Origin of the sequence: Oceanivirga miroungae (assembly GCF_902505095.1) — a bacterium.
GTDB lineage: Bacteria > Fusobacteriota > Fusobacteriia > Fusobacteriales > Leptotrichiaceae > Oceanivirga > Oceanivirga miroungae.
Genome location: NZ_CABWIB010000001.1, coordinates 677,137 through 703,502, shown reverse-complemented (window position 1 = coordinate 703,502; position 26,366 = coordinate 677,137). Strand labels below are relative to the sequence as shown.

The 26,366-nt window shown below is 29.6% G+C and carries 14 protein-coding genes; 1 reads left to right on the top strand and 13 read right to left on the bottom strand.

Going from position 1 to position 26,366, the window contains the following annotated elements; translation table 11 throughout:
* Positions 1-5: 5 nt before the first annotated feature.
* The 8 genes from OMES3154_RS03475 to OMES3154_RS03445 form a co-directional block, all read right to left on the bottom strand.
* On the bottom strand, positions 6-776 hold the full coding sequence (locus OMES3154_RS03475; protein ID WP_156683411.1) for an MBL fold metallo-hydrolase: 771 nt from the start codon (positions 774-776) through the stop codon (positions 6-8).
* Positions 754-876 (bottom strand): hypothetical protein, encoded by a 123-nt coding sequence (locus OMES3154_RS06590; protein WP_269432412.1) that lies wholly within the window; start codon positions 874-876, stop codon positions 754-756. Before OMES3154_RS06590 ends, OMES3154_RS03475 begins: the two co-directional genes overlap by 23 nt.
* Positions 870-2,012 (bottom strand): GTPase, encoded by a 1,143-nt coding sequence (locus OMES3154_RS03470; protein ID WP_156683410.1) that lies wholly within the window; start codon positions 2,010-2,012, stop codon positions 870-872. Before OMES3154_RS03470 ends, OMES3154_RS06590 begins: the two co-directional genes overlap by 7 nt.
* A gap of 63 nt (positions 2,013-2,075) precedes the next feature.
* A complete protein-coding gene (locus tag OMES3154_RS03465) occupies positions 2,076-2,354 on the bottom strand; it encodes a hypothetical protein (RefSeq protein WP_156683409.1) in 279 nt (92 codons plus the stop codon).
* Positions 2,355-2,466: 112 nt separating this feature from the next.
* Positions 2,467-4,614 (bottom strand): peptidase U32 family protein, encoded by a 2,148-nt coding sequence (locus OMES3154_RS03460; RefSeq protein ID WP_156683408.1) that lies wholly within the window; start codon positions 4,612-4,614, stop codon positions 2,467-2,469.
* Between the two features lie 82 nt (positions 4,615-4,696).
* Positions 4,697-5,140, bottom strand: coding sequence for a COG2426 family protein (locus OMES3154_RS03455; RefSeq protein WP_156683407.1), 444 nt, complete (start codon positions 5,138-5,140; stop codon positions 4,697-4,699).
* Positions 5,140-6,735 (bottom strand): CTP synthase, encoded by a 1,596-nt coding sequence (locus tag OMES3154_RS03450; protein WP_156683406.1) that lies wholly within the window; start codon positions 6,733-6,735, stop codon positions 5,140-5,142. The genes OMES3154_RS03455 and OMES3154_RS03450 overlap by 1 nt, the downstream gene beginning before the upstream one ends.
* 66 nt (positions 6,736-6,801) lie before the next feature.
* Positions 6,802-7,800, bottom strand: a complete 999-nt coding sequence (locus OMES3154_RS03445) for a class II fructose-bisphosphate aldolase (RefSeq protein ID WP_156683405.1) — start codon at positions 7,798-7,800, stop codon at positions 6,802-6,804.
* 234 nt (positions 7,801-8,034) lie between these two features.
* On the opposite strand from OMES3154_RS03445, the gene OMES3154_RS03440 reads away from it, so the two are divergent.
* Positions 8,035-8,913 (top strand): metal ABC transporter solute-binding protein, Zn/Mn family, encoded by an 879-nt coding sequence (locus OMES3154_RS03440; protein WP_156683404.1) that lies wholly within the window; start codon positions 8,035-8,037, stop codon positions 8,911-8,913.
* A 46-nt stretch (positions 8,914-8,959) separates the two neighbouring features.
* On the opposite strand, the gene OMES3154_RS03435 is transcribed toward OMES3154_RS03440, so the two are convergent.
* From OMES3154_RS03435 to OMES3154_RS06585, 5 genes are all read right to left on the bottom strand, one after another.
* Entirely contained in the window at positions 8,960-9,322 is a 363-nt protein-coding gene (locus tag OMES3154_RS03435; protein WP_156683403.1) for a DUF956 family protein, read from the bottom strand.
* Between the two features lies 1 nt (position 9,323).
* Positions 9,324-10,184: a PTS system mannose/fructose/sorbose family transporter subunit IID gene (locus OMES3154_RS03430; protein ID WP_156683402.1), complete on the bottom strand. Its 861-nt coding sequence runs from the start codon at positions 10,182-10,184 to the stop codon at positions 9,324-9,326.
* Positions 10,185-10,205: 21 nt separating this feature from the next.
* Entirely contained in the window at positions 10,206-11,021 is an 816-nt protein-coding gene (locus OMES3154_RS03425) for a PTS mannose/fructose/sorbose transporter subunit IIC (RefSeq protein WP_156683401.1), read from the bottom strand.
* A 13-nt stretch (positions 11,022-11,034) separates the two neighbouring features.
* Positions 11,035-11,991 (bottom strand): mannose/fructose/sorbose PTS transporter subunit IIA, encoded by a 957-nt coding sequence (locus OMES3154_RS03420; protein ID WP_156683400.1) that lies wholly within the window; start codon positions 11,989-11,991, stop codon positions 11,035-11,037.
* 211 nt (positions 11,992-12,202) lie between these two features.
* A complete protein-coding gene (locus tag OMES3154_RS06585) occupies positions 12,203-26,269 on the bottom strand; it encodes an OmpA family protein (RefSeq protein ID WP_156683399.1) in 14,067 nt (4,688 codons plus the stop codon).
* Between the last annotated feature and the right edge of the window lie 97 nt (positions 26,270-26,366).

Here is a 26,366-nt window from a genome sequence, read left to right as displayed (position 1 = left end):
ATTACCTACTTTTCTAACATATATATTTTAGTTGGCTCATCTTGCTTTGAAGCTTCTATATCTATATCATTTTTAACATACTTTCTAACTGTTTCATATGCTAAACTTTCATCATTATTTTCATCACTTAAATGAAGCATTATTATTTTTTTTAGTCTATTTTCTTGCACATCTGAAAACATTTTCGCAGCTTCTTCATTTGAAATATGTCCATAATTACCCTTAACTCTATTTTTAAGAGTCCATGGATATTCTCCTTCTAATAATAAATCTAAATCATAATTAGTTTCAAACGCTAATATATCTGAGTTCATGCAATTCATTTTCACGATATTTGTAATTCTACCAATATCTGTAACATAACTTAGTTTTTCATTTCTATAACTAAACGAATAACCTAGATTATTAGCAGAATCATGCATAACATCAAAGTTTTCTACCATTATATTATCTATTAATATTTTCTTTTCTTCTAAAAGAACTATTTTATCTTGATTTAATTTACCCATTTTATGGGATACTTCTTTTAATGACTTTTTATGTATGTATAATGGAATGTCATACTTTCTTGATATTGCACCAAATGATCTTATATGATCTCCGTGATCATGGGTAATAAATATGCCATCAATATCAGAAAAACTTTGATTTATCATATTTAATTTTTCTTCTATTTTTTTCATACTAAAGCCAACATCAACTAAAAACTTCTTATCCCCAATTTCTATAAAGCTACTATTTCCCTTACTTCCACTACCTAGAACTGATATTTTCAATTTCTTGCATCCTACTTTCTAATTTGTTTATGCTATCAACATATATTATTGAAGTTATTATTGAAATAAATAGAAAACTATATACTATTTTTTTTACCATAATAATTCTTCTTCCATATCAATTTTTTTTCTATTATTTCTATCTATGCTTATTCTTTCTTTTATCTTTACTGATTTTGGATATATCATATTTACATCAAACTTTCCTCTTATTTGTTTTATAAATCCAAGGCCTGAAATACTTAAATCATATCCTTTTTCTAGAACTATATTTTCTTCTACAAATTCATTATTATCAAAATATGTATCTAATTCTTCTTTATCTAGTATATTAAATAAATCCACTCTATCAATTAAGTCTTTATATTTATCCATATTAGTTAAATGTAATTTTACTTTTGGACTTACGAAAATATCAAGTTCTATATTTTCATTTGATTTCATATACATAAGGTTAGAAAACATTAATATTTGATCTTTTTTTATATTAAACTTAGTATTTCTAATTTCTTTTGCAAATACTAGCTTATCTGCCTTATTTTTTGGTAATAATTCACTTAATCTACCATCTGGTATAAGACCTGCTGTATCATAAAAGTATATATTTTTCTCTTTAAACTTAACTAAGTTTTTTGTTGCTTTTTTAGTAGTCCCTGAGAATTTTGATACTGTTAGTTTTTCTTTTCCTAAAAGTTTATTTAATACTGAAGATTTACCAACATTAGATACTCCTAAAACTAATACTTTAATATCTTTTTTATTCGATAAGTTATATATTTTCTTTATTATTCCTTTTATCCCAAAGCTTTTTTTAGATGATACCATACATATATCTAATGGGAATACATTTTCACCATTTATTATTTCTTTAAACCATGAAGATATATCAGTCATTGGCATACTTTTAGGTAATAAGTCTACCTTATTTAATATTGCAATTATATTTTTACCTTCTATTAAATCTAATATCTCAGTTGTCATAGAACTTTCAAGATCAATAACATCAAAAATTGGCATAACTAAATCAACTGTATTTATGATTTCTTTAAGCTCAATTAAATAGTTTTTCTTTTCATCTTTTTCATCAGGTAGTTCGTTATAGTTTTTTAATCTAAAACATCTTTTACATATTGCATCACTTGCATGCAATAATTTTTCATATGGTATATATCCCAATTTATTTTCATCATCACTTTGTAGTATTTCACCACAACCAACGCATTTTCTTATTTTCATTCTAGCTCCTAATATTTGTATATTCTATGTAAATAATAACATATATGAATTGTTTTGTAAAAGCTAATTAATCACACTAGATATTGTTTTTTTTACATTTTTTATTTTAAGTTCTTTTATCTTTGCTAATTCATACATTTTAACTAAACAATTAAATAAGCTTATAACTTCTTTATCAGATTTATTTAGTTTCTCTACAATATTTTTATCACTAGACATCATTTCAAAATCTCTACAAACCATATATTCTAATTCATCTAGTTCATCAATACTAAGACTTTCTAAGTAATCGTGAAACTCATCTATTTCTTTTATTTCTTCTATTTTTGATTTTTTCTTCATCTTCTCTCCCAATATTTTTTATATATTTATTATACTATAAATAGCTTAATTATTGTAGTGCAAAAAAGCAACCTTTTCTAGTTGCTTAATTTTTTATTTATAATACTTCTACCTAACTTACACCCATATCAAAGGAATATCCATTGTATTTACCACTTCTATTTTTAATACTTTTTAAGATTTTAATTACTTCATCATATGTTTCAAATGTGAAATCTAATCTTAATTCATCTAAACCTAGCTCTTCTATTAAATCAAGTTTTGGTATTAAATTCATTGGCTTATATAAATAAAGTTCTATATTATCTAATGAGTTTTTTCTAAGTCTATATCTATCGTAAAATTCACCTTGTATTTCCATATAATCTTTAGTTATAAGAGGGTGTTCTATGTACATTGCTTTTAGATAACCGTATATAACTAATCCTTTTTTATTTGAATTTGTAGTTATTCTTCTTATTTGCTTATAACTTAATTCAGGTGATAAAAATATTGTATCTATATTTGGAAATGAAGAAAATGCATCTACTGCATAGTTATTAAATATATTGAAATTCCAGTTTACGCTCTGCTTAATATTTTTCTTTTTACCATCTAATAACTGCTTAAAGTTATATGCTAAATTTTTAGTATCTGTTATTTCTTTTCTATCAATATTTTTTTGTTTTGAAATATCATACCCTGCTTCATATATTTTCTCTATACCAAAATCAATACATGCTCTTTTTTGTTCTTCATTTTCTACAAGTGCTGATATTATATATTCCTTTTTACTTGCTGTTTTATCATATTCATTGTAATTAACTAAAACTTTTTCTCTTTTATAGCTATCAATAATTTTTTCATGCAGAAGTTCTTGGCATTCTCTTTTTAATTTTTTTAACTCGCTAAATGATACAAAGCTTATTCCATCATATACTATATCTGCATTTTTCACATTAAAACTAGTATCACCTAATTCTGAAATTTTACTTTCTAACATTTCTTTTGTTATTGGCTTTTTACTAGCCTCTTTTACTACATCATATTCTATTTTTGCAGATATATTTTTATAACTATACTCTAAACTTAATTTTTCATTTTTCATTACAATTAGTTTTGCATTAATATCTAAGTATCTTTTTACTATTTTTCTTTGATTATCTAGGATATCATTTATTTTTTTCGAATAATTTTTGTATACATATTTAGTGTTTTTAGGCATATTCAATTCTATTTCATCACCTTTTTTTGCAATAGCCACTTTCTTATTATTTAACATTATTCTATTAACAAAAATACCTTCAATAGTTTCAAAGTTTTCATCAACAAACTGTACTCCATCACCATTTTCTAATTCATCTAATAAAGTAATTTTACCCTCTTTATTCTTACCAATTAAATAACCAAAGTTAGATGAGTATTTAGTATTCATTAACTTATTATCCAGATAAAAATATCCTTTTGAATAACCTCTATTAAATAACTTATAGCTCATACTTTCATGTTCTATTCCATCTAGTACATCACGATAATATGAAACAGTTTCAAAAACATAATTTGGATTTTTCTTTCTACCTTCTACTTTTATAGAGTTTATTCCTATAGATTTTAACTTTTCTATTTCCTCTTTTTTTAGTAGTTGATCATTTGGAGATAAGGTATATTTTAATTCATTGTTATCCTCTTTAAATTTTTTACGACAAGTATAAGCACACATACCACGGTTACCACTTCTACCACCTATAAAGCTACTTACATAACAGTTTCCTGAATAAGATATACACATAGCACCTGATACAAAAACCTCTAATTCTATATCTGTATTTTCTCTAATTGTTTTTATTTCTTCAAAACTAAGTTCTCTTGCTAATACAACTCTTTTTAATCCTAAGCTTTTCATATAGTTTGCTTCATCACTATTTGCAACTGTCATTTGCGTACTACCATGAAGTACTAAATCTGGAAAATTTTTCTTAAGTACTGATATCATCCCTAAATCTTGTATAATAACTGCATCTATTCCATGTTCGTATATTGGCATGAAAGCATTTATAGCATTTTTTAATTCTATATCTTTCATTACAGTATTTAAAGTTAGTAGACATTTAACACCTCTTGTATGAGCATAATCTATTCCTTCAAATATTTCTTCATATCCTAAGTTATCGTTATTTCTTCTAGCTCCAAACCCTTTTAGACCCATATATACTTCATTAGCTCCAGCTTTTATCGCTGCTTTTAATTTTTCATAATTACCTGCTGGTCCTACTATATCCATAATTCTCCTTGTTTTTTTCTTTTTTCTTATTATACCATAACATCTACATAGAAAAAAAGAAGCACTTTTTTTTGTACTTCTTTTATATAACTACATATAAGCTTAAATACATAATTATACTTGCTAATATACAACCAAATAACATAGCTACAAAACTTTTTTTAGGATCTAGTCCTAATAGTATTGAAGCTAGTGTTCCTGTCCAAACTCCTGTTCCAGGTAATGGTATACCAACAAATAATAGTAATGCAATATAGCTTGATTTTTTAGCTTTTAATTTTAATGCAGCCTTATGTCCTTTATGTAAAATAAAGTCTGCAATTTTTTTAGTATATTTAATTTTTGCTAATAAATCTATCGTTTTCATTGCAAATATGTAGATAATAGGTATTACAATAATATTTCCTAAAACACAAATTGCAATCGATAAAAATATATTTAATTTATATACCGCAGCATAAATAATAGCTCCTCTTAATTCTATTAAAGGTAGCATTGAGATTATAAATAGATGTAAATAAATCATTATTTAGTTTCAACACTTTCTAGTATCGCCTTTATAAAGCCTTTAAATAGAGGATGTGCTTTATTAGGACGGCTTTTAAATTCTGGGTGATATTGAGATGCTACAAAATATGGATGATTTTCTAATTCTATTACTTCTACATAATTACCATTTGGTGATACTCCACTAAATTTAAATCCTTTTTCTTCATACATTTTTTTATAGCTATTATTAAATTCAAATCTATGTCTATGTCTTTCTGAAATTAGTTCTTCTTTGTATTCTCTATACGCTATACTATTTTTATCTAATTTACATGGATATGCTCCAAGTCTCATTGTTCCACCTAAATTATCAATACCTTCTTGGCTTTTCATTAAATGTATTACTGGGTTTTTACAATTTTCATTTATTTCTTCCGTATTTACATCTTCTAAACCTAGTACATTTCTACCAAATTCAATAGCAGCAACTTGCATACCTAAACAAATACCTAAAAATGGAACTTTATTTTCTCTTGCATATTTTATAGACGCTATTTTACCTTCAATTCCACGGCCACCAAATCCACCTGGTACTAGTACTCCATCATAGTTTGCAAGCATACTTATATCTATTTCTTCTGATTTTAAATAATCAATATTAACTTTTGCTTTTAATTGATATGCTGCATGTTCTAGTGCTTCTGTTATACTAATATATGCATCTTTTAATTCAACATATTTTCCAACAACAGCAACTTTTATTTCTCTATCATAATTTTTAAATGTATCTAACATTTCTTTCCATTTAGCTAAATTTGGTTTGATATTTTTTAATGATAACTTTCTACAAACTTCATCAGCTAAACCTAATTCCTCCATATTTACTGGTACTTCATATATACTATTTGCATCTAGTGCTTCTATAACAGATGTTTCATCAACATCACAGAATAAGGAGATTTTTTTCTTTATTTCTTTAGATACAGGGTACTCACTTCTTAAAACAATAATATCAGGATTAATCCCCATACTTTGTAATATTTTAACACTTTGTTGAGTTGGTTTTGTTTTTAATTCTTTTGCAGCTTTTAAATATGGTAATAAAGAAACGTGGATAAATACTACATTTTCTCTACCAACTTCATATCTAAATTGTCTAATAGCTTCAATAAAAGCTACACTTTCTATATCACCTATAGTTCCACCTATTTCAGTTATTACTATATCAGAATTTGTAGAGTTAACTGCATTTAATATATTTTGTTTTATTTCATTTGTTACATGAGGTATATATTGTACAGTTGCTCCTAAGTACTCACCTTTTCTTTCCTTATTTATTATTGATGACATTATTTTACCATTAGTAACATTATTATATTTTGTTAAATCCTCGTTTATAAATCTTTCATAATGTCCTAAATCTAAATCTGTTTCAGCCCCGTCATCAGTTACAAAAACCTCTCCATGCTGATATGGACTCATAGTACCTGGATCAACATTAATATATGGATCAAATTTTTGTATTGTTACCTTATAACCTCTTTCTTTAAGTAATCTACCAAGTGAGGCAGCAGTTATACCTTTACCTAGAGATGACACAACTCCACCAGTTACAAATATATATTTCGTCATATAGTATTACCCTTTCTTTATATATATTAAAAGTGGGGCTTTTACACCCCCTTTATTTAATTTTACTTATTTTCTTTCTGTCCCTTTTTTGTATGCACCTTCTGCACCATAAACATCTACTATTTTTTCTTTATAGTATTTCTTCATGAATTCTTTACCTTTAGCTAAGTATTTTCTAGGGTCAAATTCAGCTGGATTATCCATAAATGCTTTTCTAACTCCTGCAGTGAATGCTAATCTTCCATCAGAGTCAACATTTATTTTAGCTACTGCTGATTTTGAAGCTTCATGTAATTGTTTATCAGGTATACCTAAAGCATCTTCTATTTTTCCACCATTTTCGTTAATTATTCTAACATATTGTTGTGGTATTGAAGATGAACCGTGTAATACGATAGGGAATCCTGGTATTTTTTCTTCTATTTGTTTTAAAATATCTAATCTTATATGTGGATCATCTGTTGGTTTAAATTTGAATGCTCCATGAGATGTACCTATTGCTATTGCTAATGAATCTACACCTGTTTTAGAAACAAAGTCTTCAACTTCACTTGGTTTAGTGAATATATGTTCTTCAGCAGATACTTCGTCTTCAACTCCTGCTAAAACTCCTAATTCTGCTTCAACTGTTACATCATATTGGTGTGCAAATTCAGCAACTTTTTTAGATAAAGCTACGTTTTCATCGTAGTCATATTTACTAGCGTCTATCATTACTGATGAGAACCCACTATTTAAGATACAGTCTTCTGCTATTTCAAAACTTGGACCATGGTCTAAGTGTAATGCTACTGGTATATCAGATCCACTTGCAGCTACGTAAGATGTTGCAGCTTTTGCCATGAATGGTATCATATCTTTTCCTATATAGTTTCTAGCTCCTGGTGAAACTTGTAATATAACTGGTGCTCCCATTTCTACACATGCTTCTATTATAGCTTGTAATTGTTCTAAGTTGTTAAAGTTAAAAGCTGGTACTGAATATCCTTCTCTATTTGCTTTTAATAACATTTCTTTTGTGTTAGATAATCCTAAATCTCTGTAATTGTATTTTACTTCTCTCATATTTTTCCTCCCCTATTCTTATGTGATAATTTTATCAAATTTATTAGTTTTTTTCAACTATAAAATGTTAAATTTACTATTTTTCTGATTTTATACACATTATAACTGAAAAAATTTTAATAAATATTTTCTTTTATATAATATAGATTTAGAAAAATATAGATCTTGTAACTGAATTGTATTATTGAAAATATTATGTTTTTTTGTTAATATTTGACTTAAGAGGTGGTAAAAATGAGAAAAAAATTATTAGTAATTTTACTTTTTCTACCTAGTATAATTTTTGCAAAATTAACAGTAGGTGTTACTATGCTTCCGTATTATAGTTATGTAACAAATATTGTTGGAGATAAAATGAATGTTGTGTCAATTGTACCTGAAAATATTAATGCTCATAATTATGATCCTAGCTATGAAGATTTAACTAGGTTAAAAGACGTAGACATTCTTGTTGTAAATGGAATAGGACATGACGAATATGCATATAAGATGTTGGACGCATTAAATGACCCTAAAATAAAGGTGATAAATGCAAATGAAAATGTTGGTCTTATGAAGGCTTCAGGAACAAGTATAGATCAAGTTAATATGCATACGTTTATCTCAATTAGTAGAAGTATAGAACAAGTTAATCAAATTGCAAGAAAATTAGGTAGTATAGACAAAAAAAATAGAATATTTTATTTAAAAAATGCAAGTCAATACAATAAAAAGCTAAGACTTATGTTAATTGAAGCTAAGAAGAAATTAAAAAATGTTGATTTATATAATATAAAAATATCAACAACACATGCTGGGTATGATTATTTACTAGCGGATTTTGGACTTACTGTAAGCGTTGTAATAGAGCCTTCAGTAATACACTCTCCTAGTGCAGTTGATCTTAAAAATGCTATAGAACTTATTAAAAAAGAAAAAATAAATATCTTATTTGACGAAGCAACAAGTAATCATAATAATGCAAATTTAATTAAAAATGAAACAGGTATTTATGTTGCTACCTTATATCATTTAACTAGTGGTAAATACACTAAAGATAATTTTGAAAAATTTATTAAAAAGAATTTAGATTCAGTAGTTGATGCACTACTAGATATTAATGGTAGAAAATAAAATTATACGAAAAAACCTTATAAGCATAACTTATAAGGCTTTTTTATTAAAATATCTTTTTTAAAAATTTAGATACATACCCTAAAAAGGATGGGGATCTTAGTAATTTCTCGCTACTTATATATTTATTCATAGCTTTTAATGTTTTTTTATTATCTCTTGTTGAAAATTCAAAATGTCCATTTTTCTTTGTAAATACAGAAAATCTATTTATATATCTTCCAAATATAACAGACGCTGATATATATTCAACTTCAGTCCAAGGAATTAGAATAAAATCTTTAATATTTTTATCATTAAAAAATTCTATTCCCATATTTCCAATGTACATTTTTCCATAACTACTAATACCCAAGTATGAAATACATTTAATTGAATAATCAATTTCAGTATTTATTCCTTTTATCATATTACATAATTCCTGCAACGTGAGCTACTACCCCTACTACGAATAATACAATTATTATAGTTATTGGAGAAACTTTCTTTCTTAATAACCAACAACATAATAATGTAAGTAGTAATGCAGGTAATCCTGGAATTAATGAATCTAATGTATGTTGTAAGTTAAAGTATTCAACATTTTTAATTTCTCTTACTACTTCTCCTGCAGCATTTAATGTTGCAGTATCAATTGGACGAGAAGCTGTTAGAGTAAAGTTAATTGAAACCCATCTTTTAACTAAAGCACCAACTATAAACATACCTAATATAGATGCACCTTCTGTAATTTTACCTAGTAATCCACCAGATAAATCTTTAGTTATCTTAGTTCCTACTCTATAACCAAATTCTTGTGTATACCATTCAAATGCTAATCTCATTATATTCCATACTATAAAGAATAATAATGGTCCTATTATACTTCCAGTTAATGCTAATGAAGCTGCTAATGCTCCTAAAATTGGACGAGCTGTGAACCAGAATACTGGATCCCCAACACCTGCTAATGGTCCCATCATACCAACTTTAACACCTTGTATTGTAACGTCATCAATATCTGCTCCATTTGCTCTATCTTCTTCTAGCGCTAATGTAACACCTAATACTGGCGATGAAACATAAGGGTGAGTATTATAAAATTCTAAATGTCTTTGCATTGCTTTTATTTGATCTTCTTTATTTGGATAAAGTTTTTTGATAGCTGGTATCATTGCATAACCCCAACCACCGTTTTGCATACGTTCATAGTTCCAAGAACCTTGTAGGAATTGGTGACGTAGTGCTACACGAAAACGTTCTCCTTTTGATAATGTTATTTTCTTTTCCATATGTATTTCTACCCCCAAATCCTAATAATCATTTAAAATGTCACCTAATGGATCCATACTACCTGCACCACTATTGCTTGTAGCCATAGTTTTTAATCCAATATAGATTAAAGCCATTGCAACACCTATTGCACCTAATGCGATTAGTGTTAAGTCTGCTAAAACTGCTACAGTAAATCCTAAAATAAAGAAAGGCCATACTGACTTAGTAGACATCATGTTAACTACCATTGCGTACCCAACAGCAGCAACCATTCCTCCACCAATTCCCATTCCTTCTGATAACCAAGCTGGCATTGCTTGTAATGCTGCTTGAACTGATTCTGATGGTATTAAACATAAGAAAATAGCTGGTATCATTATACGTAAACCTTGTAATGAGATTGCAACATATTGCCATAATTCTATTGCAGCAAAGTTTGCAGTTTCTGCTTTTTTATCCATTATATGAACAATAGGTATACTAACAGTTCTTACTATCATTGTTAAGAATAATCCTGCTACTGATAAAGGTATTGCTACCGCAATTGCAGTATTTATAGCTGTTCTTATTGTTTCTGGTGTAGGATTTGCTCCTATTGATAATACCATTATGATACTTGATGCTATTGATGCTAATGCAGCATCTGGAGCTATTGCCGCTCCAACATTAGACCATCCTAATGCTATTAATTGTAATGATCCACCTAATATTACACCTGCTTCTAGGTTTCCTGTAACTAAACCTACTAAAGTACATGCAACTATTGGTTGGTGGAATTGCCATTGGTCTAAAACTCCTTCTATACCTGCTAGAAAGGCTACAATAGCAATTAATATTATTGTTATTATTGACATAATTTAATTCCTCCTAGTTTGAAAATGCTTTTCTTGCTCTATCTAATATATCTTCAATTTTTTCAGGTGAATCAGAAGGCACTTTTCTTGCTTCTACTTCTATACCTAAACTTAATATTTTTTCAAATGTTTTAACATCATCCATATCCATAGCTACTGCTCTTGTTAATACTTCTTTTCCTTTAGAGTGAGCCATTGAACCTAAATTTAAAGATTTAACTCTTACTCCACCTTCTATAGCTCTTAGAGCATCTTGAGGTGTTTCAAATAATAGCATAGCTTTTGTACCACCAAATCTTCTGTCTTTATCAACAGCTATCATTTTGTCAATTGGTACAACGTGAGCTTTAACACCTGGTGGTGCAGCTTCCTCTATCATTTTCTTTCTTAGTGCATCTCTTGAAACTGCATCTGAAACTACAATAATTCTGTTAGGTCCAGTTGTTTTTGTCCAAGATGTAGCAACTTGTCCATGTAGTAATCTAGTGTCAATACGCGCTAATACGTATTCAATTTCACCGTCTTGTTCGACAGCTCCTGCACCTACTACTTTTTTAATACTAGATTTTGGATTAATGCTTTCAGGTTTACCCCTAATAGCAGTTTTTCCAGCTTCTATAACACGACTTGCAACTTTATAGGCTGTTTCTTCGTCTTCACGAGCCTCAAAAGCTTCAAATAGCATTGGTAAATTAGTCCCAGCTACTAATGCCCATGTTGGATGATCATTTAATAAAGCGTTTGCTTGGTTAAATGGAGTTCCTGACCATAGGTCAACTAATAATAGAACTTCTTCTTTGTTTTCAAATGAAGATACCGCAGAAAGTATTTTTTCTTTTAAAGTTTCTGGCGATTCTTGTGGCATTAAATTACAAACTGCAAAATCTTCTTGTTCTCCAAAAATCATTTTTGAAGCATGTAATAATCCATTTGCCAACTCTCCATGTGTTGCAACGATAATTCCTACCATTTAAATTATCTCCTTTCCATATATTATATTTTATTTTACCTTTATTTAGTCAAAAAAGCAAATAAATTCAAGCTTTTTTAAACTTTTGTTTATATTTTTTATAAAATTTAAGCAAAAACAAAATTATATAAATTTAAAATTAACTTTAGTTTGCTTTTGTAAAAAAGTTGCAGCGTCATATATATATGAAAACTGCAACTTAATTTACATTCTATTTAACTAGTATTTCAACTCTTCTATTTTCAAACTTACCTTCCACAGTATAGCTTGTTGAAACTGTATTATTTCTACCAAATGAACTTACCTTACCTATAGTTATACTTTCATCTAGTCCTAATCTACGCATTTTTTCTAGTACATTTTTAGCTCTATTTAATCCTAAATCCAAGTTATATTTTTCAGAGGCAGATATATCTGTAAATCCAGTTATATCAATTTCTCTTCCTTTATATTTTTCATTTAGTTCTTTAACTATTAGTTCTAGTTCTTTTACTTGGCTCTTAGTTAATATAAATTTATCAACTTTATAATCATTAATAATAAATAGTTTGTTTGTATTAGTTAGTCTATCTACTTTTTCAGATAATTTTTCAAGTAATTTTTCTGTTTTAGATAATCTATCTTCTGCATCTTTTAATTTATCATTAGATTTTTTTAGTTTTGCTTTTAATTCTAAAATTTCATCTTCATCTTTTGATTTATTTTTATTACCAAATTGGTATCCAATTCCAGCTCCTACTCCAATTTTACCTTTTGTATTCACACTTCCACTAACTTTATATACAAACTTACCACTATCTGTTATACCACTTAAACCTAGACCTAGTGCATGTTCTTTATCATAGTATCCATAACCAGCACTTATTTGATGATTTTGTTCACCTCTATATGTAACTTGAGTTAAGTTAGCCATTGCAATAGCATTTGCAATACCGCTATTTACATTTTTAATACCATTATTTGCTTCAGCTATAGCCTTGTCTAATTGACCCTTATTAACAGCATCATTTGGATTTACACCATCTGCTACTCCTGTTATTTTTACATCTTTATCACCTTGAGATAGTTTTATAGAATCTCCCTCAGGATTAATTTCAATTCCAGTACCACCTTTATTTTTCAATTCAATTCCTTCAAATGATGGTTTTTCTGCAAATTTGACTACTAGCTTATTATCTTCACTTTCTACATAAGTATTTTTAGCTGATACACCCTTTTCATCATGTCCACCAATTATTTCTAGCTTATTTCCTAGCACTTTATGAATATCATTATTTTTATTATTTCCTGCAAAGTATAGTCCACCACCTATATTTTTTATATTTTTTATTTTCTCATCTACATATTTTTTATTTGCAGCCTCATCATCATTTGTTGGTGTTTGTAAGCCTGATATTGATTTTATACCTTTAAGTTTATCATTTATTTCAACTGTATACACAAATTGTCCATTTTTACCTTTATTTACAAGTACGTAAGTATTATCTCCATCATTTAACTCTGTTCTGGCTTTATCTATTGCATCTCTTACAGTAGCTCCTGTTACTAAGTTATTATCACCAGTTTCTACTTTTCCATCTTTTTTAAGTGAAATAGTATAAACATTATGTTTATCAGTAGCATCATTTTGTCCTGTAATTACTACAGAATTATCACCTGATATAACTTCAGTTGTTGCACCATTTATATAATCTTTAACTTGTCCTACTGTTGCAGCATCTGAATCCTCAGTTCCTTTAGCTAGGTTTGTAATCTTAGCTCCTCCAAAGTTTAATGTGTTATCTCCAAAAGTAATAGTTGTACCATTTCCATTTGAAATTGATGTAATATTTGTTAAGTCTTTATTTAATCTTAATTCTAAGTTATTTTCCTTAACATCAACTTTAATATTTCCACTTGCACTTGCAAAGTTTTCAATATTATCTGTTCCTTCTCCTTTTACTGCTAATGTACTTCCTAGTAATTTTTTAGTAGTAGTATCTGAATTCCCTTTAAAGTATATTCCTTCATTTACTTTATCTGTAACATTATTTATTGCTTCTGTAAATGTTCTTCCTTGTGTTGTTGTCCCATCTACATTACTTATTGAATTAAATACTGGTCCTGTTAATTCTCCTTTTTCTGTTGTTGGTATTCCTAATATATCTTTTTCTATTTCATATATTTGGTTTCCTGTTACAGCATCACTTGAATCTTTTCCTATTTTTCCATCAGCTACATTTGTTAATACTGTTGGGGTTACTGTACTTCCATCTGGATTTACTACTCTTGCTACTACTTCTTTTTGTTTTGGTAATGCTCCTCCTTCAAGTAATTCATTCGGATCTAATTCTTTATTGAATTTATCTACTATTTCTTTTGCTGCTTTTTCTTCTGTTATCTTTCCATCTACTACTTTAAAGAAGTCTTCTCCTTTTTTAGCATATTTAGTATCTCCATCTTTGAATACTGGATATCCATCTAATACCTCTTTGTAATATTCTCCATCTTTTGCTTTATGTAGTCTATTTCCTTCTCTATCTGTATATACTACAATTCCACTTTCACCATTTAATATATTGTTTACTTGTCCTACTGTTGCAGCATCTGAATCATCAGTTCCTTTAGCCAAGTTTGTAATCTTAGCTCCTCCAAAGTTTAATGTGTTATCTCCAAAGACTATCTTTGTATTTCCTCCATTTGAAATTGAATCTATATTTACTAGATTGCTAGCTAACTTAACTACTAATCCATTTGCATCTGGTGTACCATCTTTTGCAACATAAATGTTTCCAGAAGCTGTTTTTGTTGGTTCTGCTACTCCTCCTTCACCCTTAATAGTTAATTTACTTGCTAATTCTCTGTGAACAGTATTACCATCATTTCCTTCAAAATCAAGCCCTGCTATTGCTACTGCTTGTAAGTCTTTAACTGTTGCAGCACTATTTAATTTAGTATATGATTTTTCTTCAATTAGTTTTTCTACTACACCTTTAGATAGATTAATACCTTCTTTTTTAGCATTTTCTCTATTTACATCATCAGTATCAATACTATTGTATTTTTCACTAATCTTATTTTCAGAATCTTTTATAATAACACTTTCTATATTTGATAATGTCGTTTTAGCATCATTTGTACTTCCATCTGGATTTACTAATGATGCTTTAATATCTTTAACTTCTTTTGTTATATCGTCACCAAATGTTTTATCATTTATACCATTAGACATTTCTGTAGCAACTGTTTCATCTGAATTTAATTTATAGTAATTTCCACCTTTTTTAATATATTTATCTTCACCTTTTTTATAAATTACTTCTCCATCTTTTGTAACTAAATCTTTAGAATAATATTTTCCATCATTTGCCTTAACAACTCTATTTCCTGCTTGATCTGTATATACTACTATTCCTGCTTCACCATTTCTTAGAGCATTTACTTTTGATGTTAAGTCTTTTCCATTTAATCCATCTTGTCCTGTTGGTCCAGTTGCTCCTGCATTACCTTTTGTTCCATCTAATCCATCCCTACCGTCTATTCCTTTTCCTGTTAACTCTTTTTTAACTTTATCTGATATATTTAATTCTATCTTACCTGTATCTTTTTTTGTTTTAATTGTTAAATCTTTCGATTTAAAGTTAAATCCTTCTTTTAACGTAGTTGTATTAGATTCTCCATCATTTATCTTGTATGTTATCTTTTGATTTCCTATAGTTTCTTCTGTTATTACTTTTGATGCTTTCTTGCCATCTTGTCCATCATGACCATTCTTACCATCTTTTCCATTAATAACTACTACATTTCCTTCTCCATCTACTCCTATTTCTCCGTCTTTTCCATTTTCTCCTTTTAGTGTTATTAACTTAAATTCTGGTTTGTTTGTAAATCCTATCTCTACTACTGTATCTCCTGTTTGAGCTTGTCTTACTTTTGTTATTAGATTTTTTCCTTCAAATGTTTTATCTTTTAGTTCAATATCATCTGTTGCCTTTAATATCTCTAATTTCTTTCCTATTTTTTGTAGTTTAACATTATCTTCTGCTTTATTCTCTTCTCCTATATTTGCTGCTATGTTTATTCCTACATTATTTATTGTATCTGCTACATTTCCTACTGTTGCTAGTTGATTATCTCTTAGCTCTTTGATTTTTGTTTTTAATTCTTCTATTTTTTCAAAGTCTAGATTTGGATTTGTAGCCTCTTTTAATAATTCAGCTTCTAATTCTTGTATCTCTTCACTTGTTGTATTTAAATCTACTTTTGCCTTTCCATTTTCTGTTAGAATATTTCCTTTTTCTACAGCTTTGTTTAATTGACTTACATTTACTGCATCTGTTAATTTCTTACCTTCTGAGATATTTGATAATACTGTATTAGCTTCTGTTGTACTTCCATTTGGATTTACTAATGATGCTTTAATATCTTTAACTTCTTTTGTTATATCGTCACCAAATGTTTTATCATTTATACCATTAGACATTTCTGTAGCAACTGTTTCATCTGAATTTAATTTATAGTAATTTCCACCTTTTTTAATATATTTATCTTCACCTTTTTTATAAATTACTTCTCCATCTTTTGTAACTAAATCTTTAGAATAATATTTTCCATCATTTGCCTTAACAACTCTATTTCCTGCTTGATCTGTATATACTACTATTCCTGCTTCACCATTTCTTAGAGCATTTACTTTTGATGTTAAGTCTTTTCCATTTAATCCATCTTGTCCTGTTGGTCCAGTTGCTCCTGCATTACCTTTTGTTCCATCTAATCCATCCCTACCGTCTATTCCTTTTCCTGTTAACTCTTTTTTAACTTTATCTGATATATTTAATTCTATCTTACCTGTATCTTTTTTTGTTTTAATTGTTAAATCTTTCGATTTAAAGTTAAATCCTTCTTTTAACGTAGTTGTATTAGATTCTCCATCATTTATCTTGTATGTTATCTTTTGATTTCCTATAGTTTCTTCTGTTATTACTTTTGATGCTTTCTTGCCATCTTGTCCATCATGACCATTCTTACCATCTTTTCCATTAATAACTACTACATTTCCTTCTCCATCTACTCCTATTTCTCCGTCTTTTCCATTTTCTCCTTTTAGTGTTATTAACTTAAATTCTGGTTTGTTTGTAAATCCTATCTCTACTACTGTATCTCCTGTTTGAGCTTGTCTTACTTTTGTTATTAGATTTTTTCCTTCAAATGTTTTATCTTTTAGTTCAATATCATCTGTTGCCTTTAATATCTCTAATTTCTTTCCTATTTTTTGTAGTTTAACATTATCTTCTGCTTTATTCTCTTCTCCTATATTTGCTGCTATGTTTATTCCTACATTATTTATTGTATCTGCTACATTTCCTACTGTTGCTAGTTGATTATCTCTTAGCTCTTTGATTTTTGTTTTTAATTCTTCTATTTTTTCAAAGTCTAGATTTGGATTTGTAGCCTCTTTTAATAATTCAGCTTCTAATTCTTGTATCTCTTCACTTGTTGTATTTAAATCTACTTTTGCCTTTCCATTTTCTGTTAGAATATTTCCTTTTTCTACAGCTTTGTTTAATTGACTTACATTTACTGCATCTGTTAATTTCTTACCTTCTGAGATATTTGATAATACTGTATTAGCTTCTGTTGTACTTCCATTTGGATTTACTAATGATGCTTTAATATCTTTAACTTCTTTTGTTATATCGTCACCAAATGTTTTATCATTTATACCATTAGACATTTCTGTAGCAACTGTTTCATCTGAATTTAATTTATAGTAATTTCCACCTTTTTTAATATATTTATCTTCACCTTTTTTATAAATTACTTCTCCATCTTTTGTAACTAAATCTTTAGAATAATATTTTCCATCATTTGCCTTAACAACTCTATTTCCATTTTTGTCTGTATATACTACTATTCCTGCTTCACCATTTCTTAGAGCATTTACTTTTGATGTTAAGTCTTTTCCATTTAATCCATCTTGTCCTGTTGGTCCAGTTGCTCCTGCATTACCTTTTGTTCCATCTAATCCATCCCTACCGTCTATTCCTTTTCCTGTTAACTCTTTTTTAACTTTATCTGATATATTTAATTCTATCTTACCTGTATCTTTTTTTGTTTTAATTGTTAAATCTTTCGATTTAAAGTTAAATCCTTCTTTTAACGTAGTTGTATTAGATTCTCCATCATTTATCTTGTATGTTATCTTTTGATTTCCTATAGTTTCTTCTGTTATTACTTTTGATGCTTTCTTGCCATCTTGTCCATCATGACCATTCTTACCATCTTTTCCATTAATAACTACTACATTTCCTTCTCCATCTACTCCTATTTCTCCGTCTTTTCCATTTTCTCCTTTTAGTGTTATTAACTTAAATTCTGGTTTGTTTGTAAATCCTATCTCTACTACTGTATCTCCTGTTTGAGCTTGTCTTACTTTTGTTATTAGATTTTTTCCTTCAAATGTTTTATCTTTTAGTTCAATATCATCTGTTGCCTTTAATATCTCTAATTTCTTTCCTATTTTTTGTAGTTTAACATTATCTTCTGCTTTATTCTCTTCTCCTATATTTGCTGCTATGTTTATTCCTACATTATTTATTGTATCTGCTACATTTCCTACTGTTGCTAGTTGATTATCTCTTAGCTCTTTGATTTTTGTTTTTAATTCTTCTATTTTTTCAAAGTCTAGATTTGGATTTGTAGCCTCTTTTAATAATTCAGCTTCTAATTCTTGTATCTCTTCACTTGTTGTATTTAAATCTACTTTTGCCTTTCCATTTTCTGTTAGAATATTTCCTTTTTCTACAGCTTTGTTTAATTGACTTACATTTACTGCATCTGTTAATTTCTTACCTTCTGAGATATTTGATAATACTGTATTAGCTTCTGTTGTACTTCCATTTGGATTTACTAATGATGCTTTAATATCTTTAACTTCTTTTGTTATATCGTCACCAAATGTTTTATCATTTATACCATTAGACATTTCTGTAGCAACTGTTTCATCTGAATTTAATTTATAGTAATTTCCACCTTTTTTAATATATTTATCTTCACCTTTTTTATAAATTACTTCTCCATCTTTTGTAACTAAATCTTTAGAATAATATTTTCCATCATTTGCCTTAACAACTCTATTTCCATTTTTGTCTGTATATACTACTATTCCTGCTTCACCATTTCTTAGAGCATTTACTTTTGATGTTAAGTCTTTTCCATTTAATCCATCTTGTCCTGTTGGTCCTTTTTCTCCTGCTGCTCCTGTATTTCCATTTGTACCATCTTTTCCATCTCTACCATCAGATTTTGGACCTATCTTATCTGACAAGTCTTTTACTGCTGCTTCTGTTGCTGCTCTTCCTTTATTTTCTGAAATACCATAATCAGTTGAATTTACATCTCTATGTTCTAATCCGGTAACACTTCCTATATCTTTTCTTCCAATTCCATTTGCACTATTTTTCACTCTTTCAAATTTTAGATTTGTTCCTGTTAGTATTGCATTTTCACTTATTTTGCTTTCATTTTCACCATTTGTAGTTTTTGTTATTACTACACTATTTGGTGATAGTGTTAATTTATTTCCTTTTAAAGTTTCGTCCTCTACAGCAATTTGTTTAAATGTTGGCTTTTCTAATATCCCTATTTCTACTTTACCTTCTGTTACTTTCGTTGCAACATTTTCTGTTGAGTAATTTTCAAATGACTTAATAGTATCTTTTCCTACTATTTCTAACTTACTACCTAATCTTCTATTTGTTTCTCCTTCATTACCTGTAAAATCAAGTCCTGCTAGAGCTACTGCTTGTAAGTCAGCTACTGTCACTACCTTATTTTTGTCTTTACCCTTCTTGCTATATAAATTATCAACTACTTTTCCTATTTCTTTTTTTACACCATTTTTTTCTGATTCTATAGGAGAATCTACTCCTTCAAAATCTGCTCCTAATGAACTCTTTATATTTCCAAGTTCTACTAATGGTGTTTTAGTTGTTCCATCTGGATTTACTAATGAAGCTTTAATATTTTCTACTGATTCTGGAGTTACAACATCACCTATATTTTCAGTTGGATTTTCTTCTATACTTCCGTCTGCTTTTAGTTTATGATATTTATCTCCAATTTTAACAAATTCTAAATTACCTTTTTTATAAATTACTTTTCCATCTTCAGTAACTAAATTCTTATCATAGTATTTACCATCATTTGCTTTTACTACTCTATTTCCATCTTTATCTGTATATACAACTATTCCAGCTTCACCGTTTCTTAGAGCATTTACTTTAGAATTTAAATCTTTTCCATTTAATCCATCTTTACCTGTTGGTCCAGTTGTTCCTGCAGAACCATTTATTCCATCTACTCCATCTCTACCATCAGATTTTGGACCTATCTTATCTGATAAATCTTTTACTGCTGCTTCTGTTGCTGCTCTAGTTACATTTTCATCTATTCCGTATTTTTCTGAGTTAACGTTTCTTTCTTCAAGTCCTGTTATCTTACCATTTCTATTAAATACTATACTTGTTTGTTCTTTAGCATTTCCAGCATTTATTTCTAATGCCTTTATTGCTTCTAGTTTTGTTCCATCTGCATTTAATTTAGTACCACTATTAAATATTAATTTTGAAGGTTCATTTTCTGTGCTAGATTTTAATAAGATATTTGTTTCTCCGTTATATCCTTTAAGCTCTAAACCATTTCTATTTAATTTTGAACTATTTTGATTATTCATTTCAAAATCTTTTGTATTTTTAAATGTAATATCTCCATTTTCTATGCTAACAGTATTTTCTTTATCTTCTAATAAAACCTTATTTAAAGTATATTCTGCTTTATTTTCAATTGTTCCATTATCAACTATTTTACTTATTATTAATCCATCTACAGTTTGTTTTGATGATCCTTTAGCGTTTTTAATAATATTTCTATCTGCTCTTTGTGTATTTATTTTTTCACCATCAATTAATTGTATACTATCTGTTTCTATTTCAACCCTTTTACCATCATTTCCTTTTAAAACTGCTGAATCTAATCCATAAGCTGAAGATTTCCCATTTTCTTTTGGTGTACCTAAAGAATCTTTTGCTTCTAAAACATTAAGACCATCTTTTGTTACTTTTGATACTACAAAAGAACCATCAGTATTTTCATGTACTGCTGTTATACCATTTGATGTTAATTTTGTTTGATTTTTCCCACTATCTTTACTAGTTGTTATTGAATCTATGTTTACAAGATTGCTAGCTAATCTTACTTCTAATGCTTTATCTTTTTTATATCCATTTGATAAAGTTTTTTCAGTAACTAAAATATTATTACTTGCTGTAGGTATATCATTAGCCTTAACATCTATATACCCCTCTTTATTTTGGTCTTGTTCTCCTAGAATACTTAAAGTTTCTCCTAGATTTTTATGTATTTCTTTACTATCATTTCCTACAAAGTCTAATCCTGCTATTGATAATACTTGTAAATCTCTTATTGTTGCAACTGAATTTAGTTTTTGTGTATCCACTCCATACTTATCACTTAATTGTAATAATCCTTTTTCAGTTCCAGTACTAGATAATACTTTTTTCGATTCCTTTATAGCAGAAACTTTTGTATCGTCTTTGCTAAACTTACCTGCTATTGTTTCATAAATATCATTTTCTGGTAATTTAACTAAAACACTTTCAACATTACCTATACTTCTTAAAATACCATCATTTTCATCTATCTCGATTTTAACTAATTTTTGTTTTTCAGGATTTATATGATCAATTTTAACACTATTTTCGTTTCTTAAACTAGCTTTTCCAGTTGTAGGATTTACATAAATGTCAGTGTAATTATAGTAACCTCTTTTATTTTCAACAGCATCTTCAACATAAACCTTATCTTTTACATCTTCGTATTTATATAGCTTACCATCATTACCTTTTATAACCCTAGATTTATTTCCATTTGCTTCAGTTAAAGTGTATATAACCGGACTAAATCCAGAAATATCTCCTATACCAGTTACACCATCTCTTCCAGCTGCACCTGTTCCAGCTGGTCCTTGTGGTCCACGATCACCTTTTTCACCTTTTAGGCTATCTAAAAATTCTTTTTCAGAACCAGTTCCACCATTTACTAGCCATATATCATATGCTGATTTACCATTTTTACCATCTATTCCATTTATTCCATCTTTACCTGTTGCTCCTTGTGGCCCTACTGGCCCTACTGGTCCTGTTGCTCCTTGTGGCCCTACTGGCCCTACTGGTCCTGTTGCTCCTTGTGGTCCTTGTGCTCCGGCTGCTCCTTGTGGTCCTTGTGGTCCAGCTACTCCTTCTGGTCCTCTTTCACCACGTTCTCCTCTTTCACCACGTTCTCCTTTTTCACCTGGTGCTCCATCTTTTCCTGCTACTCCTTGTGGCCCTGCTGGTCCTGCTGGCCCTACTGGTCCTGTTGCTCCTTGTGGCCCTACTGGCCCTACTGGTCCTGTTGCTCCTTGTGGTCCTTGTGCTCCGGCTGATCCTTGTTCTCCTCTTTCACCACGTTCTCCTCTTTCACCACGTTCTCCTCTTTCACCACGTTCTCCTCTTTCACCACGTTCTCCTCTTTCACCACGTTCTCCTTTTTCACCTGGTGCTCCATCTTTTCCTGCTACTCCTTGTGGCCCTGCTGCCCCAGTTTCACCTTGTGGCCCTTTTAAACTATTCAAGAAATCTTGGACTGTTCCACTATTTCCAGCATCCATCCATACTTGGTATGCTGACTTTCCTTCATCACCTTTTTGCCCTTGTTCTCCCTTTTCACCTTTTAAACTTCCAAGAGTACTAGTATCTATTGTAAGTTTAGCAGTATTCCCATTAATTTTATATTGTAATCCAGTACCAGCTTCTAATGTGAAAGGTTGTGAGTTTGCTGTATTATATAATTTTAATACTGCCTCTTTTCCATTATTTTTTATTTTAATAGGTAACTCTAATATTTTTTTCAACTGTGCAACGTTAACCGCATCAGTTTCAGCGATACCTGCTGCTAATCCTACTATTCTTCTTGTTGTATTATTACCACCTATTGCAAAATTTCCCTTTTTTGGTCTCCATATTTTTTCTATTATAGTAGAATTTGTATTAGTTACAATGTCATAACCAGATTCTGTAGTTCCATCAGTTGAAACTGAATCAACTCCTAGTGCTATACCACCTGTTGAAATAACAGTACCATTCCCTATAATTATGGCATCTTCTTGATTTCCAGTTCCTCCACCTATAACTATTGAGTTTTTAGCACTTGCAACAGATCTATAAATATCCAATTCTCCATTTTGTGAATTTGCTTTTGTTACTGCTCTACCACCTATTGCTATAGCTCCAGCAGCTGTTGTTTTCACCTTTGATCCTATAGCTATACCGTATTTACCTTCTACCTTTGCTTCACTACCAATAGATACTGTTTCTGCTTCTGTTGTTTGTGAACTATACCCAATTGCAACAGATTCTCCCTTTTCAATAACTGTACTTTTCCCTACTGCTACAGAACTTTCAGCTTTAACACTAGAATGTGCTCCAACTGATACAGAGTTACTAACAGCTGTTATACTCTTTTCATTTTGTTTTAATACTGTAGCTTCATTACCAATTGCAACTGAATCAGCTCCATTAACTTTTGCATTATTTCCTAATGCTGTACTCCAAGCTGTAGAACTTGCATTTCTTCCTATTGCAATAGCTCCTTCACCTGTTGCACCATCATTTGCTTTATTTTTATCATTGTCTGCAGCTCCAGTTGTATTTACTGAAAAATAATGTACTTCTGCTTGTTTTAATTGTGCAACATTAACAGCATCAGTATCATTACGACCTGCTGCTACATTTATTATTCTTCTTGTAAGTTTTGTTCCTTCATCTCCTACTGAAAATTCTCCGCCTGTTGGAACCCATTTATATGCATTATCTATCCCATCAATTGCCGCATCATTGTTATAGAATTTAGAAATTTTAGGGTCATGCCCTGGATTTACATATTTCCCCTTATTATTTTTATATACACTAGCTCCATTACTTGCTTTAGATCCTTTACCTATTGCAACTGTTCCATCTCCTGAAGCACTAGAAGCATCACCTATTGCAACTGAATCATCCCCACCTGCAAATGAACTTACACCTAATGCTAAAGCTCCTTTATTGGTTGCAACAGCATGTGATCCTACAGCAACTGAACCATTTCCTTTTGCACGAGTTCTTACATATCCATTTCTATCATTCTTAAAACCTTCTGCACTATATTTTCTAAAAGTATCATCCGTCCAATCTTTTGAATTATATCCATCTGCATCATCTGATCCTATTGCTATTGCACCTTTTCCAATAGCATCTGTATCATTACCTATAGCAGTAGATTGGTCACCAGTAGTTTTAACTCCACCACCTATAGCTACTGCATCTACACCTGTTGCCCCTTTATTATCTTTATTTCCTTCAATATTACTATTAACTGAAAAATACTTAATACCAACAGCACTTTCTAATGCTCTTAATTGTCCTACAACTGCAACGTCAGTATCTAATGCTCCTGGGGCTGCATTTATTATTCTTCTAAGACCTACTTTAGTTCCATCTTTTTTCCATCCACCAACAGATATTACTCCATCAGACGCAACACTTTTATCAATTTCATATGTAGCACTAGTGGGTTTATAATAATCTCTTTCTATTCCAGCTTTTATATTATCTTCTGACTTACTAGCATAATAAGGTATATTTTTAGCTGCTTCTGAACCATCACCATTATTATAGAAATAATTTGTTTCTGATCCATACCCTAAAGCTACTGAGTTTTTCATTGTAACTCTTGAACCCATACCTAATGCAACTGAGTTATTAGCTTCTTCTTTAATATATGCTAATGTACCAAGTGCTATAGAGTTGTTAGAAAGATTCCCTGCTGCTGTACCAAATGCTATAGAGTTATTACCACTTGATACAGTATGATCCCCTATAGCTATTGCATTTTTAAATTCTTCTCTTGTCTGTGCTTTATATATATTATCTTCATTTTTAGTACCATTTTCTTCTTTAAATAATTTTAAATTCCCAGATTCATCATTAGCATACTTTATATCTATTTTTTTGAAATTATTTATACTTTGTTCAATATTTGTTCTTTCACCTTCCCAAATACCTTTTAAATCGTTAAGATTTGCTACATTTGTATTTGCCAATACATCTTTACCAATTGCAATTGATCCCTCACCAGCTGCTATTGCATCACTACCAAAAGAAAATGAACCTGTACTTGTAGCTTGTGAACCTTTACCAATAGCCACTGAATCAGCAGCAAATACTCTAGATCTAGCACCTATTGCTGTACCAAAATTAGACCCAACAGCAACATATGAGTTTCTCCCTATTGCTGTTGAATATTCAGATAAACTTAAAGCAAATGATCCTATAGAAGTTGATCCCTCTTTAAATGCTATTGATCTTCCACCAATTGCAACAGCTCCCTTTCCATATGCTGCAGTTGGTGAGTATGGTGTGTTAACAGAATCTGTTTCTTTCCCATTCTCTTCATGCTCATTACTAATATTTTCTAAATTTTCTAACTTCTCGCTTACTTTCTTTTCTATTGCTTTCTTTATTATTTCATTTAATTTTTCATCAGCTATTATACCTGCTTCATTTAATACATCATCTGTACCTATGGCAATACTTCCAAAACCTGTTGCTATTGTATCATTCCCTATAGCAGTCGCTTGTGCTTCTGAGTATGTTCTTGTTCCTATAGCTACTGCTTGATCTCCATCATTTGATGAATATGAACCCAACGCAATTGAGTTTATTCCATTTGCTTCTGATTTTCTACCAATTGCTACTGCATTACCTGCAATACTTTTTATTTTATAATGAGGATTGTTCCCTATTGAAGGCCCCTCATCATATTCTATTTCATTAGTTTTTTTATTATAATATCTATTTCCCTTTGCAGTTGATTCATAACCAATTGAAACTCCACCATCTCCTATTAATTCTTTATTTGTATGTGCTCCATCATATCCACCTTTTATAGGATTTAATGCTACTACTTCTTGTCCTCTAAACTTTGCTCCACCTTCTGCTTGACTTTCATCATCAGCATTACGACCTGAAGCTATTGTACCATCAGAATTAATATCTATAGCCCCATACGAAATCCCACTCGCACCAAAAAATAAGGCACCAGTCATCAAAAAATGTATGATTGTCTTATCATTTATACTCACCTTATTTTTCATCGTGGATTTTAGCCATCTTTTTATTTCCTCTTTGTTAAATTTATTCATATATCTCCCCTTAAGGTTCCCGTAACCTGTTTTCTTTTATTTATTTTTATGACCAAAAACTATATGTGAATATAGTTTTTGGTGTATTATTTTATGT